The sequence below is a fragment of the Pseudomonas kitaguniensis genome, assembly GCF_049199985.1.
Classification (GTDB): domain Bacteria; phylum Pseudomonadota; class Gammaproteobacteria; order Pseudomonadales; family Pseudomonadaceae; genus Aquipseudomonas; species Aquipseudomonas kitaguniensis.
Window position 1 is genome coordinate 143,169 of the sequence record NZ_JBLZPT010000002.1, and the last position, 17,788, is coordinate 160,956.

The 17,788-nt window shown below is 59.6% G+C and carries 18 protein-coding genes and 1 tRNA gene; 7 read left to right on the forward strand and 12 right to left on the reverse strand.

Features of this window, described 5'->3' with window-relative positions; translation table 11 throughout:
* Positions 1-93: 93 nt before the first annotated feature.
* The 6 genes from ACOZK9_RS04585 to ACOZK9_RS04610 all read right to left on the reverse strand — a co-directional run bounded on the left by ACOZK9_RS04585 (position 94) and on the right by ACOZK9_RS04610 (position 7,284).
* The gene (locus ACOZK9_RS04585; protein WP_058412753.1) at positions 94-495 is read right to left on the reverse strand and encodes an ExbD/TolR family protein; all 402 of its coding nucleotides are present in this window, start codon (positions 493-495) and stop codon (positions 94-96) included.
* Positions 495-1,199, reverse strand: a complete 705-nt coding sequence (locus tag ACOZK9_RS04590; protein WP_099235424.1) for a MotA/TolQ/ExbB proton channel family protein — start codon at positions 1,197-1,199, stop codon at positions 495-497. The genes ACOZK9_RS04585 and ACOZK9_RS04590 overlap by 1 nt, the downstream gene beginning before the upstream one ends.
* A 61-nt stretch (positions 1,200-1,260) precedes the next feature.
* Positions 1,261-2,094 (reverse strand): energy transducer TonB, encoded by an 834-nt coding sequence (locus tag ACOZK9_RS04595; protein ID WP_058412751.1) that lies wholly within the window; start codon positions 2,092-2,094, stop codon positions 1,261-1,263.
* A gap of 480 nt (positions 2,095-2,574) precedes the next feature.
* Positions 2,575-3,912 (reverse strand): metallopeptidase TldD-related protein, encoded by a 1,338-nt coding sequence (locus ACOZK9_RS04600; protein WP_421555408.1) that lies wholly within the window; start codon positions 3,910-3,912, stop codon positions 2,575-2,577.
* Complete coding sequence (locus ACOZK9_RS04605; protein WP_421555363.1) at positions 3,912-5,345, reverse strand: TldD/PmbA family protein; 1,434 nt, start codon at positions 5,343-5,345, stop codon at positions 3,912-3,914. Before ACOZK9_RS04605 ends, ACOZK9_RS04600 begins: the two co-directional genes overlap by 1 nt.
* A 124-nt stretch (positions 5,346-5,469) precedes the next feature.
* Complete coding sequence (locus ACOZK9_RS04610; protein WP_152748933.1) at positions 5,470-7,284, reverse strand: ABC transporter ATP-binding protein; 1,815 nt, start codon at positions 7,282-7,284, stop codon at positions 5,470-5,472.
* Positions 7,285-7,820: 536 nt separating this feature from the next.
* Here ACOZK9_RS04610 and ACOZK9_RS04615 point away from each other — a divergent pair.
* A complete protein-coding gene (locus ACOZK9_RS04615) occupies positions 7,821-8,036 on the forward strand; it encodes a hypothetical protein (RefSeq protein WP_003171680.1) in 216 nt (71 codons plus the stop codon).
* On the opposite strand, the gene yacG is transcribed toward ACOZK9_RS04615, so the two are convergent.
* The 4 genes from yacG to ACOZK9_RS04635 are packed head-to-tail and all read right to left on the reverse strand — an operon-like array spanning position 8,033 to position 10,921.
* A complete protein-coding gene (gene yacG / locus ACOZK9_RS04620; RefSeq protein WP_005784677.1) occupies positions 8,033-8,233 on the reverse strand; it encodes a DNA gyrase inhibitor YacG in 201 nt (66 codons plus the stop codon). The genes ACOZK9_RS04615 and yacG overlap by 4 nt on opposite strands.
* Entirely contained in the window at positions 8,230-8,853 is a 624-nt protein-coding gene (gene coaE / locus ACOZK9_RS04625) for a dephospho-CoA kinase (RefSeq protein WP_058412748.1), read from the reverse strand. Before coaE ends, yacG begins: the two co-directional genes overlap by 4 nt.
* Positions 8,850-9,716: a prepilin peptidase gene (locus ACOZK9_RS04630; RefSeq protein ID WP_152748934.1), complete on the reverse strand. Its 867-nt coding sequence runs from the start codon at positions 9,714-9,716 to the stop codon at positions 8,850-8,852. The genes coaE and ACOZK9_RS04630 overlap by 4 nt, the downstream gene beginning before the upstream one ends.
* Complete coding sequence (locus tag ACOZK9_RS04635) at positions 9,713-10,921, reverse strand: type II secretion system F family protein (RefSeq protein ID WP_058412746.1); 1,209 nt, start codon at positions 10,919-10,921, stop codon at positions 9,713-9,715. The genes ACOZK9_RS04630 and ACOZK9_RS04635 overlap by 4 nt, the downstream gene beginning before the upstream one ends.
* Before the next feature lie 199 nt (positions 10,922-11,120).
* Here ACOZK9_RS04635 and ACOZK9_RS04640 point away from each other — a divergent pair, with 199 nt between their 5' ends.
* The 3 genes from ACOZK9_RS04640 (at position 11,121) to ACOZK9_RS04650 (ending at position 12,128) form a co-directional block, all read left to right on the forward strand.
* Entirely contained in the window at positions 11,121-11,534 is a 414-nt protein-coding gene (locus ACOZK9_RS04640; RefSeq protein WP_122251210.1) for a pilin, read from the forward strand.
* A 64-nt stretch (positions 11,535-11,598) separates the two neighbouring features.
* A tRNA-Thr gene (locus tag ACOZK9_RS04645) sits at positions 11,599-11,671 on the forward strand.
* Between the two features lie 151 nt (positions 11,672-11,822).
* Positions 11,823-12,128: a DUF6388 family protein gene (locus ACOZK9_RS04650; RefSeq protein ID WP_099235433.1), complete on the forward strand. Its 306-nt coding sequence runs from the start codon at positions 11,823-11,825 to the stop codon at positions 12,126-12,128.
* A gap of 164 nt (positions 12,129-12,292) precedes the next feature.
* On the opposite strand, the gene nadC is transcribed toward ACOZK9_RS04650, so the two are convergent.
* Positions 12,293-13,141 carry a carboxylating nicotinate-nucleotide diphosphorylase gene (nadC, locus tag ACOZK9_RS04655; RefSeq protein ID WP_421555364.1) on the reverse strand — a complete coding sequence of 283 codons (849 nt, stop codon included), beginning with the start codon at positions 13,139-13,141 and terminating at the stop codon, positions 12,293-12,295.
* A 245-nt stretch (positions 13,142-13,386) separates the two neighbouring features.
* Between nadC and ACOZK9_RS04660 the strand changes: the two genes are divergently transcribed.
* The 3 genes from ACOZK9_RS04660 to ampE all read left to right on the forward strand — a co-directional run bounded on the left by ACOZK9_RS04660 (position 13,387) and on the right by ampE (position 16,998).
* On the forward strand, positions 13,387-15,540 hold the full coding sequence (locus ACOZK9_RS04660; protein WP_152748936.1) for a DUF1631 domain-containing protein: 2,154 nt from the start codon (positions 13,387-13,389) through the stop codon (positions 15,538-15,540).
* 61 nt (positions 15,541-15,601) lie between these two features.
* The gene (gene ampD / locus ACOZK9_RS04665; protein ID WP_122251203.1) at positions 15,602-16,165 is read left to right on the forward strand and encodes a 1,6-anhydro-N-acetylmuramyl-L-alanine amidase AmpD; all 564 of its coding nucleotides are present in this window, start codon (positions 15,602-15,604) and stop codon (positions 16,163-16,165) included.
* Positions 16,162-16,998 (forward strand): regulatory signaling modulator protein AmpE, encoded by an 837-nt coding sequence (ampE, locus tag ACOZK9_RS04670; protein WP_152748937.1) that lies wholly within the window; start codon positions 16,162-16,164, stop codon positions 16,996-16,998. The genes ampD and ampE overlap by 4 nt, the downstream gene beginning before the upstream one ends.
* A gap of 11 nt (positions 16,999-17,009) precedes the next feature.
* On the opposite strand, the gene ACOZK9_RS04675 is transcribed toward ampE, so the two are convergent.
* Positions 17,010-17,786, reverse strand: coding sequence for a TatD family hydrolase (locus ACOZK9_RS04675; RefSeq protein ID WP_421555365.1), 777 nt, complete (start codon positions 17,784-17,786; stop codon positions 17,010-17,012).
* Positions 17,787-17,788 lie beyond the last annotated feature (2 nt).

Sequence of the window (17,788 nt, forward strand, 5' to 3'; positions counted from 1 at the left end):
GGCAAAAGTGCCCTTGCATGGCTTGTTACAGCGGGCTACGCAGTTCCTGCGGTAGCGCACATGCGCGCTACCGCAGGGGCGTGAAGTTGAGCGTTACCTTGCGGTCATCACCGAAATTTTGGTGATGCCGGAGCGCTCAATCGAGGCCATCGCCTTGGCGACCTGGCCGTAATTGACCGAAGCGTCGGCCTGCAACTGAACCCGCACTTCCGGGTCCTGGGCCTTCACGTCCTGCAGGCTTTTTTCCAGAAGTTCGGGGGCCACTTCGTTTTTGGCCAGGAAAAACTTGCCGTCCTGGTCGACGCTGACCACCACCGGGTCTTTCTTTTTCTCGGTGGCGACCGCATCGGTCTTGGGCAAGTTGATCTTGATGGCGTTGGTCATCATCGGCGTGGTCACGATGAACACCACCAGCAACACCAACATCACGTCGACCAACGGCGTGACGTTCATTTCGCTGAGCACTTCATCGCTGTCTTGGGTTGAGAACGACATCAGCTTGCCTCCCGCACGGGCGAGCGCTTGGCGGAGATGGCCTGGCGGTCGATGGCAAAGTCGCTGCGTTGGGCGAGGGCGTCAAAGTCATGCGCGAAATCGTCCATGTTGGCCGATGCGAGTTTCAGGCGACGCAGGAAGAAGTTGTAAATCAGCACCGCAGGCACGGCGACGGCAATGCCCACGCCGGTCGCGATCAGCGCGTGACCGATCGGCCCGGCGACGGTTTCAAGGCTGGCGGAGCCGCTGGCGCCGATGCTTTGCAGGGCTTCCATGATGCCCCAGACCGTGCCGAACAGGCCGATAAACGGCGCGGTGCTGCCGATACTGGCGAGAATCGCCTGGCCACTTTCCAGCGCGCGGCGTTCTTTTTGAATCTGCTGGCGCAGGTTGCGCTCCAGGCGGTCGGCGCGGTTGATGGTGTGGGCCAACTGCTGTGTATTGCGCGGCGTGTCATCGATAATCATCGCTTCAAAACCGCTGTTGGCGATGCGCGCCAGCGAGCCTGGGTATTGGCTGGCGTGTTCAGCGGCAGTCAACAGATCCGGCGCGGCCCAGAAGACCTTGGTGAACTGGTTGTTCTGGGATTTCTGACGCAAGTATTGCGATGACTTGATGAGCAACAGCGCCCAACTGATCACCGAAAACAGCACCAATGCCCAAAGTACCCCCGGGACAATCATGGAAGACAGAGACTCGTTCATGGCTATACCTCGCACTGCGGTTTAATAACGCGGCTTAAATGAATGTCGGCACTCGACTGGGTTATTCCGGTAACTTGAAAGCGATTGTCTGCGTCGCAAACCCTTCTATCGGGGTATCCCCGCGTTTGGCCGGCACAAACTTCCAATTGCGTACAGCCTCAACGGCGGCGTCATCCAGGGCTTGTTTGCCGCTGGACTTGATCACCTCCACAGAACCTGCGCGGCCGTTGGGCAGCACTTTGATGCGTAGCCCCACCGACCCTTCCCAGTTGCGCCGTAATGCCAGGGACGGGTATTCCGGTGGCGGGTTGCCGAGGCTGGCCAACCCGGACACCGCGGCGGTTTCCTTGACCGGCCCGGGTGCCGCCGCGGGTGCTGCAGGCGCCGGTGTGGGCGCAGCTGCGGGCGCTGCCGGAGCGGCCGGTGCCGGTGGCGCGGGCTTGACCGGCTGCGGTTTTGGCAGCGGCTTTGGCTTGACCACAGGCTTGGGTTTCTCGATAGGCTTGGGTTTCTCCACCGGTTTTGGCGGTGGTTCCTTTACCGCATCTTCATCTTCCTGCGGCGTCTCCGGTTCGGGCGGCGGTGGCGGCGGTGGAGGTGGAGGGGGTGGCGGCTCTTCTACAGGCGGTGCCGGTGGCGCCGGGCTGGTGAGTTCGACCGTCATCTCCGGGATCTCGGGCGGCGTCACCAATGGGGCTGCCTTGGCCTGCTGAAAAAACCACCAAGCACCGCCGTGCAACAGCGCAACCACGGCGATCAACAGCAACATGTACGGCTTGCTCAGCCCGCCCGGTTGCGACGCGTTAGGCACATGCCTGATACGCATCCACTGCTGCATCCGCTCGGCGCCGATGAGTGGCTCAGGCCGCTCTTTGTGTTTTACCTCGTCACTCATTAAGAGTCCCTCGACTAAAAGAAGGGCAATAAGGCTCCGTTCGCCCTTGCACGCAGGGACGAGAACTAATCATTTCATTTAACAGTTATAAAAATGGGCGCCTGTACAAGTGATAACTCACCGGTGCAATGCATTGGCCACTATGGCGAGAGAGTAATCATTACAGCTCCTTTCTTGTTGTGAATTGGATCCAGTAATAGTGGGTGTATTACGCTTGTTACATTGTTCATAGCAACAGCTATGCCAAAAATGCCGATTCAGGTTTTTTGTAAGTGTTTCTATATAAACGGCCAGTGATTTTTTCAGGCATGCGTTGATTACAAGTTTCAAGGCTATTGAAGTTGTATGTTTTGACAGTCTTGGCGGGGCCATTAAACACGTGACTGTCCTACAATCCGCTCATGTTCTCGGAAACGCTCAAGGCAGTGCACCATCCTTACAACGCACTGCCATTTAGTAGTGCGGTGCGCGGCGCGTTATTTATAAAGTCAGTGTCAGGTGCTCTAAAAGAGCACCCGGAACAATGCGGCTGCCGAGTTGCCTGCGCGCGTAAGTTGCGGCGTCGATGCACAAGACCTGTTCGCGGGTCAGCGCCAATAAATTAGCCCCCAGCAGGTTGTACACCGTGTCATCAAACCGCATGGTTTCAACCGGGCCGGCGATGTGCCCGTTCTCTACCCAAAAGGTGGCGAAGCGCGTCATCCCGGTGAGCCTCGCGGCCCCGCTGTCTGAGTAGTTCAAATACCACAGGTTGCTGATGTACAAGCCGGTGCCCAGCTCGCGCAACACCTGCGCAGTCGCCAGCTCGCCGGGCGCCATCACTAATGAATGCGGCATTTCTTGCTCGCCTGCACCGTTGCCGTGCAGCGCATATTCGGCAGCCGAGCGCGAGTTGGCCAATTGGCCGACCAACTGCCCTGCTTCAATCAAATTGACGTCTTCGGCCAGTACGCCGTCGTGGCTGAAACCCGGCTCAAAGCCGGTGGACGATTGTTGGCGCAGGCTGACCCGTGTCGAGAGCTGTTGCTTGCCTAACTGCAACTGTTGCAGTGGGCTTTGTCGGGTCGCGAGCGCCTTGGCCGAAAACGCGCCGTAACTGAGCATGCCGAGTATTTCATCGACTGCCGCCGGGGCGAGGTAGGCACGGTATTGGCCGGGTTCGAGCTTGATTCGCGGCTTGTTCAGGTGTTCCAACTGCTCGCGAGCGTGCCCAAATAAATCGGTTAATGCCTGGGTATCCCACTGCGCCGAACCGTAGGTGGTTTTGACCGCTTCACCGCTGGCATTGAACAGGCTCCAGTCAAACAACGCGTTGGCGCATTGATGCCAGCCATACGCGCCCCAACTGCTGGCGAACCCGCGGTACAACGTGCCCGCGGCGTAAATGCCGACCATGTCGAGGCCTTGGCTGAGCCGGTAGATCGTGTCGATCACCTGTTGCATCGGCGGCACAAAACCCGGCACATGGCGCTCGGATTGCCAGTCCTGAGTGTTGAGCAATAAATAAGGGTCGGCGGGCAGCACGTCGAGTACATCGCGCAATTGCTGCAGGGTTTCGCCCAACTGCGCGACATCGTGTTCGAACGCGCCGCTGAGGTTTATTTGTGTGCTGCTGTGTCGTTCGTTGCGGATCACGCGAAGCGTCAATTCGATTTGCAGCACAGGGTAGGCCTGGCGCACTTTGCCGTGATTGAAACGTACAAACTGGCTGTCTTCAGCCTCGTACTGCAGGGTGAAATGTTCATCGGCGCGCAACTGGCGCGTGAGCCACTGTTGCAGCGCCTTGAACTCAACGGCGAATGGGCACTTGTTATTCATCATGCCTGGCCTCCGAACACATCAATTTCGCTGAACACGCAGGCCGGCGACGCATGGCCCACGGTGACCGCCTGGTTGGGTTCGCCTTTGCCGCAGTTGGCCGTGCCCATCACCCGAAGGGTCGATGCATCGCCCACGGCGCGTAAATTGCGCCAGAACTGTGATGACACGCCGCGATAATTGGGGTTTTTGACGACCGCTCCCAACTCACCGTTTTCGATCAATTGGCCCCATTCGCAGCCGAACTGGAACTTGTTGCGCGCGTCGTCGATCGACCACGACCGGTTGGTGGCCATGAGAATGCCGTGTTCGATGCCGCCAATCAGTTGCTGCATGCTTTGATCGCCAGGCTCGATGTTGAGGTTGGCCATGCGGTCAATCGGAGCGCGGTTCCAATTGCACGCGCGGCTGTTGGCAACGCCCGGCAAGTCACTGCGGGCCTGCGACAGCGCGCCGCCCATGGGCCGTTGCAAAATCCCCTGCTCGATCAACAGGTGTTTTTCGGCCTTAAGGCCCTCATCGTCATGGCTGTAACTGACCAGTTCGCCGGTCACATTCGGGTCGAAGCTGACATTCAGCAGTTCCGAGCCATAGCGGTAATGGCCGAACATATCCGGCGTGACAAAGCTGGTGCCAGCATAGTTGCGCTCATCCCCCAGAATACGGTCCAGCTCCAGCGGGTGACCGATGGACTCGTGGATTTGCAGGATCATTTGGTCCGGCATCAGCAGCGCGTCGCGCACGCCGTTCGGGGTGTTGGGGGCCATCAGCAGTTGCAAGGCCTGGTCCGCCACGCGCTGCGCTTGCTCCGTAAAACCTGACTCGGTGACCAGGCGCGCACTGCCTTGCTGCGCCAATTGATAGGAGCGGTGCTGGCTCTCGTGGCCATCAAATGCAGTGACGGCCAGTGCCGGAAACAGTTGTTGTTGTGTGCGCTGAATGTCGTTGCCCTGGTTATCCAGGTACAGCTGTTGTTCGCGCACCACGCGCACACTGCAGGACCACTGCACCAGTCGCGGGTCCTTCGGCACTTGCTGCGAGGTTTGCATTAACAGTGCCAGCCACTCGGCAGTGTTGGGGAGCGGCGTGTCCAGTTCGGGCGAGCGGTAATGGGCGTGCACGCCTTGCACGTACGCCGTGGTGTATTTCAACAAGCCGCGACCGCGCAGTGCCTGGGCCGTTTGGGTGGCGCGATCCAGTGCGTAGCGCAATCCGGATTGGCTGATGTCACTGGTGGCGGCAAAACCCTGTTGGCCATCAACGTGCACACACACCATTACCCCGCATTCATTGCGTTGGGCGGGTGGCTCAATAATGTTTCGGGTCACAGCCAAAGACTGCGATTGTTGTTCAACCAGGCGCAGTGAAATAAAGCCAGGTACATGCTCACACTGTTGCATAAATCGCCTGAGTGAAGACTGGGCGGTACTCATCAATTGACGGTCCTTCTTCAGCGCAAGACCTTGAACTTAGTCCAGGGTCTTATCAGTTAGTTAACATCTATACACATAAAGTTATAAAGGGTGCCGCGCGAACCGCCGCACTGCAGGGTGTTTATCAGGTGACTAACACGTCATGTTCTGGCGCATCGGTTTGGCTCAACAAGCCGTCCGATTGATGCTGCCATAGCCGGTAATACAAACCGCGAAGTTCAAGTAGTTGATGATGGCTGCCGTCTTCAACAATCAAACCGTTGTCCAGCACAATAATGCGGTCCAAGTGAGCGATAGTTGACAGTCGGTGCGCCACGACCACGACAGTTTTGCCGGCCATGATGTCGTCCAGGCTGCTTTGAATCAGGCTTTCGGTTTCTGAATCGAGGCTGGCGGTGGCTTCATCGAGTACCAGAATAGGCGCGTTCTTGAGCAACGCACGTGCAATGGCAATGCGTTGGCGTTGGCCGCCCGAGAGTTTCACCCCGCGTTCGCCGATCAATGCGTCGTAGCCGTCCTGCATATTCAGGATGAACTCATGTGCATGCGCACGCCGGGCTGCCTGCACGATTTGCGCTTCGCTGGCGAGTACGTCGCCGTAGCCAATGTTTTCGCGCAGGGTGCGGTGGAACAGGCCGGGTTCCTGTGGGATCAAGCCAATTTGGCTGTGCAGCGATTGCTGGGTCATCTGCTGAATATTGGTGCCGTCGATTTCGACGGTGCCAGCTTGCGGGTCGTATGAACGCAGCAGCAGGTTGAGCAGTGTCGACTTGCCTGAACCGGAAAGGCCGACCAGGCCTACCCGCTGGCCGGGGCGAATATGCAGGTTGAAGTGTTTGAATATCGGTTTGCCAGGGCCGTAGGCGAAGTTCACGTCGCGAAACTGAATCGAGCCTTTTTGCACAGTGGTCGGCAGGGCGCTCGCCTGGTCCGGCATTTCGTGCGATTGCAACAAGGTATCGAGGCTGTTTTCGATATTGCCGGTGCACTCGAAGAAGTGCATGAACTGCATGCTCAGGAAGCTGCATTGGGCCACGATCATCAGGCCCAGTGTCGCCACCATCACGAACTGCCCTACATCGATTTTGCCCACATGCCACAAGTACAGCGCCAAGGCGACCAGGCCGACGCGCAGCACAACCGACAGACTGTCCTGCAACAAGCGGATTTTTTCCTGATAGAAAAACGAGCGTTGCGCCGCCTGTTTTTCACGGGTCTGGTAACGGCTCAGGTAGCCGAGCTCAAAGTCCTGGCGGGCGAACAGGCGGATGCTGCTCAAGTTGCTCACCGCGTCGACGATCTTGCCGGTGGTGATACTGCGTGCCTGAGCATGCGTGGCCGCCAACACCTGAGCCTTGCGTGAAAGCACAAACGCCAACAGCGTGTACGCCACTATCCATACCAGCAAGCCCAGGCCCAGCCAGGGTGACGCCTGTGTCAGCAGCGCCAGGCTGGTGAGCAACACGACTAAAATCGGCAGCATCTCGATTGCCAGCGACCAGGTAATTTCCAGCAGGCCAATACTGCCTTCACCGATGCGATGCGCCAGGCTGCCGGCAAAGTGCTCGCCGAAATAGCGCGCCGAATGGCGCTGCAAGTAGGCAAACAAGTCACGCACGATGCGAATTTTCTGATCCGGCCGCATCATGATCATGCACAGCGTGGCGCCCCGTGCGCAGAGCATTTGGGCCACGGCGAGCCCGCACAACAACCCCAGTGAGGGCAGGCTGGCGGTTAACAGGTCAGCCTGCTCCCACGCACCCTCGCTCACCGCGCTGGTGATGCGGCCAATCGAATAGGGCATCAGCGTTGCGAACAGGGCCGCGCCCACCTGCAACACCACGATTGCCCAGTGCCAGCGCGGATACAGCCGTATGTAATGCCACACAAAGGCCCACGGCCGTTTGGGAGGAACGGTGATAGCGTCAAATTCCGACATGACAGACCTTTTTTCAAAGCAAAGCTATCCGCGTCGGCTGCGCGAGAAGTCGCAGCCAAGTGAGGGCACTCAAAAAGGACGGGTGCGTCTATCCAGCACCCATGCAAACGCAGGGCGCGGCGACGCAGTTGAGGCTATGTGTCGGTGCCTGAAGGGGCAGGCATATCGCAGGAGGGCAAATACAGGCCAAACGCGAGGGGCAAAAGGCGGAGTTCTGTTAAGCGCGTGCGTACATCGGACATCGTTCTAATTCCTTTAAAACAGCCAATCATTGACATGACTTTTGGTCAGTCTTTGCACTGAAGGTGGACGGCGTTTACGTCTTTGCTTGCAATTGGTGCGGGTTGCGCACTCTGGAAGGCGTGATTCCAGCAAAAGAACTGCTCGCGCGGTTTTATAAGAAAAATGTATGCCAAGTTGTGTCGAGGCTGACAAAGAAACGTAGAAAGGCCGACGATTCGCGGCGTTGACCCAGATCAAATCCCGCGCAGCCGCGCAGGCTCATGCTCTGCAAAATTTTTCCGGGAGCACGGATCATGAGTGTTTACGAATGGGCGCGGCAGGAGTTGCGCAGAAGCCAGGACGCCGCACAGGAAATCGGCTTTGACCCAGGCTTGACCCTGCGCGCGATGCTCAGTGCAGTGGTGCAGCAGAGCAAAGGCGTGCGCAGTTTCGAGGACCTGGCCGACGAGCTGCAATACCTTGCAGAAAACCTCGACGACCAGCAGGAATACGCCTTTATGCGGCCTTAATGGCGCGGCGGCAGGTCTTCGGAGAACAGTTCGTCTTCGGCATCCGGGGCCACCGGAATCTTGTGTTCCTCGGCCGCCCAGGCGCCGAGGTCGATGAGTTTGCAGCGGTCCGAGCAGAACGGCCGGTTGAGGTTGGCCGCTTTCCATTCCACGGGTGCACCGCAGGTTGGGCAGTCGACGGTCAAGGGTTGGCTCATGATCGGCCTCCACGCAAAGTAAGGTAAAAGTGGTGCAGTCGCTCGACCTCGCTGTGCAGCCAGGCAAGGTCCTGGTCATTGACCAGTACGTCATCGGCATGGTTCAGGCGGTCTTCGCGGCTGGACTGCGCCTGCAAAATCGCCTGCACCTGGTGTTCGCTGATGCCGTCGCGCAGCAGGGTACGCTGAATCTGCAGTGATTGGGGCGCGTCGATCACCAGAATGCGCTGGGTCATGCTGTGCTGGCCCGACTCGACCAGCAGCGGCGACACCAGAATCGCGTAGGGTGACCGCGCGCGCGCCAAGTGGCTGCGAATCTCCTCGCCAATCAGCGGGTGCAGCAAGGCTTCCAGCCAGCGCCGCTGTTGGGGTACTTCAAAGATCAGTGTGCGCAACGCAGCGCGGTCCAGCGTGCCGTCAGGCCGCAGCACGCCTGCACCAAAGTGCTCGGCGATGCGCGCCAGCGCCGGGCGGCCAGGCTCGACCACCCAGCGCGCCGCATGGTCGGCGTCGACCAGGTCAATGCCCAAGTCGATAAAGTGCTGGGCGGCAGCGCTTTTACCGCTGCCGATGCCGCCTGTAAGGCCAAGGATCCAGGGTGTTGCAACAGAAGTGGTCATCTGAAACCGACAGACTGCAAATAGAAGTCGGTTATTTGACCACCCCAGAGCAATGCAATCCAGCCGCCAATTGCCAGGCATGGACCAAACGGCATCGGCGTCGACGCCTTCGACTTGCGCAAACGCATCAGGATCAAGCCTGCTGCTACCCCGAGCAGTGACGACATCAGCAACGTCATCGGCAGAATCTGCCAGCCTCCCCAGGCACCGAGCAACGCCAATAACTTGAAGTCGCCATAGCCCATGCCGTCCTTGCCGGTGATCAGCTTGAACAGCCAGAACACCGTCCACAGGCTTAAGTACCCGAGCACCGCGCCCCACAGTGCTTCGTGCAACGGCACCAGCCCATCCAGGCCATTGACGATCAGCCCCAGCCACAACAGCGGTAATACCAGCACATCGGGCAATAGTTGATGGTCGATGTCGATCAGGCTCATCGCCAGCAAGCCCCAGCTCAGCAGCAACACCGCGCCGGCTTGCCAGCCGAAGCCGAAATGCCAGGCGACTGTCGCCGAGATCAGCGCGCAGGCCAACTCGGTGAACGGGTAACGCGCACTGATCGGTTTATGGCACTGCGCGCAACGCCCGCGCAGAATCACGTAGCTGAGCAGTGGGATGTTTTCCCACGGGCGAATCGGTTGGCTGCAATGCGGGCAGCAGGAGTGGGGGTACATCAGGTTATAAGTCGGTTGCGCAGGATCAGCCGGCAAACCGAGCACTTCCAGGGCTTGGGCGCGCCAGTCGCGTTCGAGCATTTTCGGCAGGCGCCACACCAGCACATTGAGGAAGCTGCCGACGATCAAGCCGAGCACCAGCGCGATTGCGACAAACAACCAGGGGTGTTCACTCAGCAGCAGGCTCAAAATGCCGACCCCAATTGGAAGACCGGCAGGTACATGGCGATGACCAATGCGCCGACAATGCCGCCCAATACCACCATGATCAGTGGCTCCATCAAGCTGGTGAGGTTATCCACCAGGTTCTCCACATCGGCCTCGTAATGATTGGCGACTTTTTCGAGCATGCTATCCAGCGTGCCCGATTCTTCACCAATCGCCGTCATCTGGATCGCCATGCCTGGGAACAGCCCGCTGGTGGCCATGCAGTGGTGTAACTGCATGCCTGTGGATACATCGTGACGCATATGTTCGATCGCCTGTTTGAACAACCCATTACCGACTGCCCCCGCCACGGAATCCAGCGCCTGCACCAACGGCACGCCCGCTGCAAACGTGGTCGAGAGGGTGCGGGCAAAGCGCGCGACGGCAGTTTTTTTCAGCAGTGTGCCTGCCAAGGGCGTATTCAACAAACCGGCGTCTACCGCGTGACGCAAAACGGGCGATTGCCGATACGCCTGGCGCAGCGCGGCCGCTGTCGCGCCCAAGCCAAGCAGGAGCATCCACCAGGCGTATTGCAGGAATTCGGACAAGGCAATCACACTCAAGGTAAACCCGGGCAGTTCGCCGTCGACCCCGGCAAACAGGCTCTGAAATTGCGGCACCACGTAGACCAGCAAGATCGTGCTGACCACGCAGGCGACCACTATCACCGCGATAGGGTAGGTCATGGCCTTTTTGATGCGCGCCTTGAGCAACTGGCTTTTTTCCAGATGAATTGCCACGCGCTCCAACAGGGTTTCCAGGGCACCTGCCTGTTCGCCGGCGGCTATCAGGTTGCAATACAGGTCATCGAAATAGCGCGGTTGCTTGCGCAGTGCTGCCGCCAGGTTATTGCCCGCAGCAATCTCCTGTTTCAAGCCGTTCACCAGCGCGCGCATCAGCCGGTTGTCGAAGCCTTCGCGAATAATATCGAACGCTTGCAGCAGCGGTATGCCCGCCCGTAACAAGGTCGCGAGCTGGCGAGTAAACAGGGCAATATCAGCGGGCTTAATGGGCGGGGCGAAGCTTGGCAGGCGCGCGTGCTGCTTGCGCACACGGCCGGGGCAAATCCCTTGCTGGCGCAGTTGCGCCTTGATCAACGCCAGGTCATGCCCCACGGTTTGCCCGCACACTCTGCGCCCTTTGCGGTTAATGCCTTCCCAGGCGTAGATCGTTGCAGCGTCATTCATGTCACGTTCCGCACACAGGTAGTCGAAGCCTCAGCGTAGTCAGGTAGCGGCTGCGAGCAGGCAACTGATGCAGGTTAAAATGTCAGATTGTGCGTCTTGCACGCGATAGGCCGTTCGCGGATGAGTACACTGGCGCCGTTGTAAAATGCGGGGCGCAGGACGCGCCTTGTTATGGGTTTTATTCTGGAGAGTGAATGTGATACGTCATAAAGGCTTTACCTTGATCGAGTTGTTGATCGTCGTGGCGATCATCGGCATTTTGGCCACCATCGGTTTGCCCATGTATACCAAGCACCAGGCCAAAGCCAAGTTCACGGCGGGGTTGGCCGAAATCAGCGCGCTGAAGGCAGGCTACGAAGACACCCTCAACCAAGGCAGCGTACCCACCCTGGCCTTGATCGGTGGCACCAGCCCCACCGCCAACTGCAAGATCGAGGTGACAGGCGATGTCGCGAGCGGTGCCGGTGCCATCAGCTGTGAAATCCTTGATGCACCCGCGCCCGTACTGGGCAAGACCATCACCTTGACGCGCAGCGCCACTACGGGCTGGAAGTGTGCCACCACGGCCGACGCGCAATACGTTGCCAAAGGCTGCGGCGCCGACGCACCGTAGCGCCTGTCGGGCGGTGGGCGAGTTAGTTGCCGCATGCCCAATGCGGTGCTAGCTTTAGCCCACAGCCCGTGTAGCTCAGCCGGTAGAGCAGCGCACTCGTAACGCGAAGGTCGCAGGTTCGATTCCTGTCTCGGGCACACAGGCAAGACTGTTTCAAAGGCAACGTTTTCAGATGATCCCAGAATGGTTCTGAAGGCCAGACGAGCCGGTATTTGCACCCGCTCTTCAGTATCTGCGCAACCTTGATGACCCAGATGCATCCCCATTCCTTGATCTAAAGAGAACAACATGACCACGACTGAATTGACCCAAGAAGCACGGCACCAACAAGCTCTCGACAAATACCTCGATGAGTCGCCGCATCTGAAAGAAGAGATCAAGGACCTGAGTGCTGACGACCAGCGCGACCAAGTCCAGTGGGCCTTCGAGGATGAGGCGGAAAGCCAGGGTTATCAGCCTTGGGAACTGAGCCTCAAGTACACCTCGACACCGGAAGAATTCGAAGCCGCACGGCTGGCCTTGCACAAAGAGGCAGCCGAGGTACTGGGTGTCGAATGGGATGAGTATTGCGAGATGAATAACCTGATTGTCTAAGCGCCAAACCCGCAGCCCGCTCGCTGTGGCGCGCGGGCTCGCTCGCGCTGGGCTGCGCAGTGGCCCCAATACAGGCACCGCGCAGTTTCAGTTAAACCAGGTTGTTTGGTTCAGGGCCACTTCGTGCCCCAACGCGAACAAGCCCGCGCGCCATAACCAGCCTCTCAAAGGCTAAGGCGCATCGACAAATCCACCGCCTTCACATCCTTGGTCATCGCGCCGATGGAAATATAATCCACCCCGGTTTCAGCGATAGGCAGCAGCGTGGTTTCATTGATCCCGCCACTGGCCTCCAGCTTGGCCTTGCCGGCATTCAAGCGCACGGCCTCACGCATGTCATCCAGGCTCAGTTCATCGAGCATGATGATGTCGGCGCCCGCCGCCAGTGCTTCGCGCAATTCACTCAGGCTTTCCACTTCGATTTCCACCGGCTTGCCCGGCGCAATTTTGTGCGCGGCGGTAATCGCCTGCGCAATACCGCCGCACGCAGCGATATGGTTTTCCTTGATCAAAAACGCGTCGTACAAACCAATGCGGTGGTTATGGCAGCCACCACAGGTCACCGCGTACTTTTGGGCCAAGCGCAGGCCCGGCAGGGTTTTGCGGGTGTCCAGCAGTTGGACCTTGGTGCTGGCGACAACGTCCGCCAGAAACCGCGCGCGTGTGGCGACGCCTGACAAGGTCTGCAAAAAGTTCAGCGCGCAGCGCTCGCCACTCAGCAGTGAACGTGCCGGACCTTCGAGGTGAAACAGCGCCTGGTTGGGGCTGACACGCTCACCGTCCGCCACCTGCCAATGCACTGCCACGCGTGGGTCGAGCTGGCGGAATACCGCGTCTACCCAAGCCGTACCGGCGATAACAGCCGCCTCGCGCGTGATGATGGTGGCTTTGGCCAGCCGTTCAGCGGGGATCAGTTGCGCGGTGATGTCGCCGCTGCCGATGTCTTCCTGAAGTGCGCGGCGCACGTTGGCTTCGATTTCGGCGGTGAGGTCGGCAAGACGCAGATTCGGCATAACAGGCTCCACAAACAAAGTGCCAGGAGTATAGAGGCAGAGTGCCTTTGAACCCATACCACCCATTCATTTGCAGCCCAATGGCAGAGTTTGCTGGCACAACTGCACTCATTTGCAAGATAATCTCGCGCCTTGCAATTGGCGTCATAGCTTTGACGTCTTGGTGGTAGCCGGTTTTTTGCAGTGCCCAATGGGCGCTGCTTCCGATCTTCCCCCGAACAACACCGCCGTTTCAGGAGGCCAGGATGCAATTTGTCGGAAAGGTGGTGCCCATCAACACAGCACAGGCCACGCCATCGCCGCTCGCGCGCCTGCCGGTGGTGTTGCTGCAAGTTCGCGACAAGGCTGCCCAACAGTTGCAGCAAGGTTTGCAGGACCTGTTCGATAACGCCGACGACACCCTGTTCGAAATGGCCGACAAGGCGCGCAGTAACGTCGACCATCACATTTTTTTTGAAGCCATGCGTGACCTGCGCCTCAAACGCAAGAGTTTCGAGCGCGTGTTCATGGAGCAACTGTTTGCCGCGTTCGCCAGCCTGGGCCAGAGCGGGCAGGGTGAGCCGCACCTGGTGCCGGTGGTGTCTTACGAAGCGACGCCCGGCAATTCAAGGGACGATCTGGAAAAAGCCACAGCGTTGCAGGCCATGCTCGGTCGAGTGCGACATCGCGATGGCTTGGCGTTGGGGCAGTTGACCGCGCGCTTGAGTGCGCTGCTTGGCAAACCCCTGGACGAGCGCGATAACCCGTTGGGCCCGGCGCTGCTGTGTGAATTTTTTTTGCGCGCGGGGCGCAGCCTGGGGGTGGAGATTCGCGTCAAGCTGATCATGCTCAAGCTGTTTGAAAAATACGTGCTCAGTGACGCCGGCCCGTTGTACTTCGAAGCCAACCAACTGCTGGTCGCCACCGGCGTTTTGCCTGAACTCAAGGCGGTGCCATCACGCCGCTGCGGCGGGCGTGCGGCCCGCGAGCGGCGTGAGGGCAGCGTGCCGAGCGTCGACCCGCCGCATGATGAAAACGGCCAGGCTGCCTTCGCCGCGTTGCAGAAACTGCTCGCCGCCGTGCGTGGCAGCGTCGCGCCCACCCTGGAAGCCAGCGCCGAACGGCAGCCGATTGCCACGCGCGACCTGCTGCGCCTGCTGTCGCATTTGCAGCAATATGTGCCGGGGCCCGAAGCCGAAGACGATTTTGACCTGCGCAACCAGCTTGGGCAGTTGTTGACCCGCGTCAGTGTCAAGAGTGGCAAGTCGCGCGTGGTGGAAGACGCCGATGAAGACGTGATCAACCTGATCGCCCTGCTGTTCGAATTCATCCTCAACGACCACACGGTGCCTGAGGCCTTCAAGGGCTTGATCGCCCGCTTGCAGATCCCGATATTGAAAGTGGTGGTGCTGGACAAGAGTTTTTTCAGCCATGCCAACCACCCGGCGCGGCGCTTGCTCAACGACATTGCCGCCGCCGCCATGGCCTGGAGCCCGCACGCTGACTACCAGCGCGACAGCCTGTACCTGCATATCGAGCGGGTGGTGCAGTGTTTGCTGAATGAATTCGTCGAAGACCTGACGATTTTTACCCCGTTGTTGGCACAATTCAGCGCCTTTATGGCCGATGAGCGGCGACGCAGCGAATTGCTTGAACAACACACCTATGAGGCTGAGGTTGGGCATGTGCGCACGCATACCGCCCGTCAGCATGTAGCCGATGTGCTCAACCGGCGGTTGCTGGGCAAGGTGCTGCCGCAGTTCGTGCTGCAGTTTGTTCAACAGGCCTGGAGCCAAGTCTTGTTGCTGGCCTGCCTTAATCACGGCGAAGCATCGGTGCAGTGGCAGGCGGCGGTGCGCACCCTGGACGAGTTGGTCTGGAGCGTCGGCCTGCACAAAGACGCCGAGGCTGCCCGGCGCCTGTTGGAGCAACTGCCGGGGTTGCTCACGGCATTGCGCAACGGCTTGAGCAACGCGGCGTTCGATTCCGTCAGTACCCGCGGGTTTTTTGTCCGATTGCAAGCCCTGCATATTCAGTCATTCGACGGCGAGAACCCCGACACCCGGGTCAAGGTACGCGAGCCGTTTTCACTCAGCCCCGGTTTGCCGGCGCCGCTACACAGCCTGTCGAGTGATGACCCGGACCTGCTCAAGGCCCACCGGATGCGGGTCGGCGGCTGGTTTGAGTTCCAGCAAGCCCCCGCGGGCCTGGTGCGCTGCAAGCTGCTGGCGATCATGGCGCCGGCCAACCGCTATATTTTTGTCAGCCGCTCAGGGCTTAAAGTCCTTGAGAAAGACGCCGGCCAATTGGCCCTCGCGTTTAAGCGTGGCGCACTGCGCGCGCTGGACGATGGCCTGCTGTTCGACCGCGCGCTGGCGTCGGTGATGGGCAACTTGAGGCAACTCAATCGCGGCAAGTGATCGCAACCGCAGGGCTGAACGCGGCATACTGGTAACACCTCGTCTCATTAAAGGAACCCGTATGCAGTTGGACCCCGCCAGCGGTTGGTGCCAGGGCATTCGTCATTGCCCTTCACCCAACTTCAACGAGCGCCCCGCAGGCGAAATCTCACTGTTGGTGGTGCATAACATCAGCTTGCCCCCGGCGCAGTTTGCCACCGGCAAGGTGCAGGCGTTTTTCCAGAACCGCCTGGATGTCACGGAGCATCCCTACTTTGAAGGGATTGCCGACCTACGTGTGTCTGCGCATTTTCTGATTGAGCGCGACGGCACGGTGACGCAATTTGTGTCGTGCCTGGATCGCGCCTGGCATGCCGGCGTTTCGAGCTTTGAGGGGCGTGAAGTGTGCAATGACTTCTCCTTGGGGATCGAGCTGGAGGGCACGGACGAGCTAGCCTTTACCGATGCGCAATATGTGTCGCTGATCGACCTGACGCGCCAGTTGCTGGTGGCCTACCCGAGCATTACCCAGCAGCGTATTTGTGGCCACAGTGATATCGCCCCGGGGCGCAAGACCGACCCGGGCCCGGCTTTTGATTGGGCGCGCTTTCGCAGCGCCTTGCAGGATGGAGGACAACCACGATGAGTTTTTTGGTGTTGGTGTTGGCGGTGTGGGTTGAGAAATTTTCGGCCTTGCGTCGGCGGTTGCAGCGCGACGGCGGCTGGTTGCGTGAGCTGGCCAAGCTGGAATCGAGCCCGCGCATGGGCAAACAGCCTTGGTTGATTCTGATGCTGCTGGTGTTGTTGCCGGTGGCCTTGCTGGCGCTCTTGCTATTGGTGCTGGAGCCGGTGGCTTATGGCTTGCTGGCGCTGCCGGTGCACTTGCTGGTGGTGATTTACAGCCTGGGGCGTGGCGATTTATTGGCCGGGCTCGGGCCGTTTCGCGATGCGTGGCGACGTGGCGACCTGCAAGCCGCCGAGCATGTGGCCGAGCGCGACCTGCAGATTGCCGCCGAGAATGGCGAGCAACTGCTGGAGCGCGTTCAAGCGCACGTGTTGTGGCAGGCTTACCAAAGCTTTTTCGCGGTGATTTTCTGGTACTTCCTGCTCGGCCCGGTCGCCGCGCTGGCCTATCGCCTGCTGGCGCTTGCGAGTGAACACAGCCAGAACCTGTTGGTCGCCGAGCGTGCCGGGCAATTGCGCCACGCGTTTGACTGGGTGCCGGTACGCCTGCTGGCGGCGAGTTTTGCCCTGGTGGGTAACTTTGTCGCGGTCGGCCGGGTGATGCTGCATGAACTGCTGAGCTGGGACATCAGCGCCGCACAACTGGTGGAAAAAGTCGGCTTGGTGGCGGCTGAAATTCCGCCGCCGGTGGTGGGTGCCGACGGCATCAACAGTCTTGATCGCCTGTGGGAATTGCTGCTGCGTGCGGCAGTGCTGTGGTATGCAGGCTTTGCGATCTGGACCGTACTGCCCTGATGCCTTTCACTTTACCAATTGAACAGCGCGCGCGCCGTGCGCGTACTCGTCTCGGCCAGCAATAAGGGGCTGATGCGCATACGCTCGGCCAAGACGGTGCAGATGTCCGGCAGGTGTTGCGGGCTGTTGCGCTGGCCGGGGTACATGGCGGGCGCCATGTCCGGTGAGTCGGTTTCCAGCACCACGGCGTCCAGCGGCAGTTGCGGCAGCACTGTGTGCATGCGCAACGCCTGAGGCCAGGTCGCCGCACCGCCCAGGCCCAGTTTGAAGCCGAGCTTGATGTACTCGCGGGCTTCCTCAACGCTGCCGGCGAACGCATGGACAATACCGCCGCGTGGCACGCGGATGCGCTTGAGCGTGGCGATCACCACCGCGTGGCTGCGGCGCACGTGCAGCAGTGCCGGGAGCTGAAAGTCCACCGCCAGTTTCAGTTGGGCTTCAAACAGGCTTTGCTGGTGCTCGCGATCGAGGTGTTCAACAAGGTAATCCAGGCCAATCTCGCCCACTGCGCAGAGTTGGCGGTGACCGCTCAGGCGGGTCAGCCACTCGCCCAGTTGCGTCAGGTCGGCGGCGCGATGCTCATCGAGGAACACCGGGTGCAAGCCAAAGGCTGCGAATAAACCTTCATCCGCCTGCACCACGTCCCACAGCCGCTGCCAGTGTTGCTGCGACACGCCCAACACCACCATGCGCTGCACCCCGAGTTGGCGGCTGCGGGCAAGGACTTCACCGCGATCACTGTCAAAATCCGCGAAGTCCAAGTGGGTGTGGGTGTCGATCAGCTCCACGC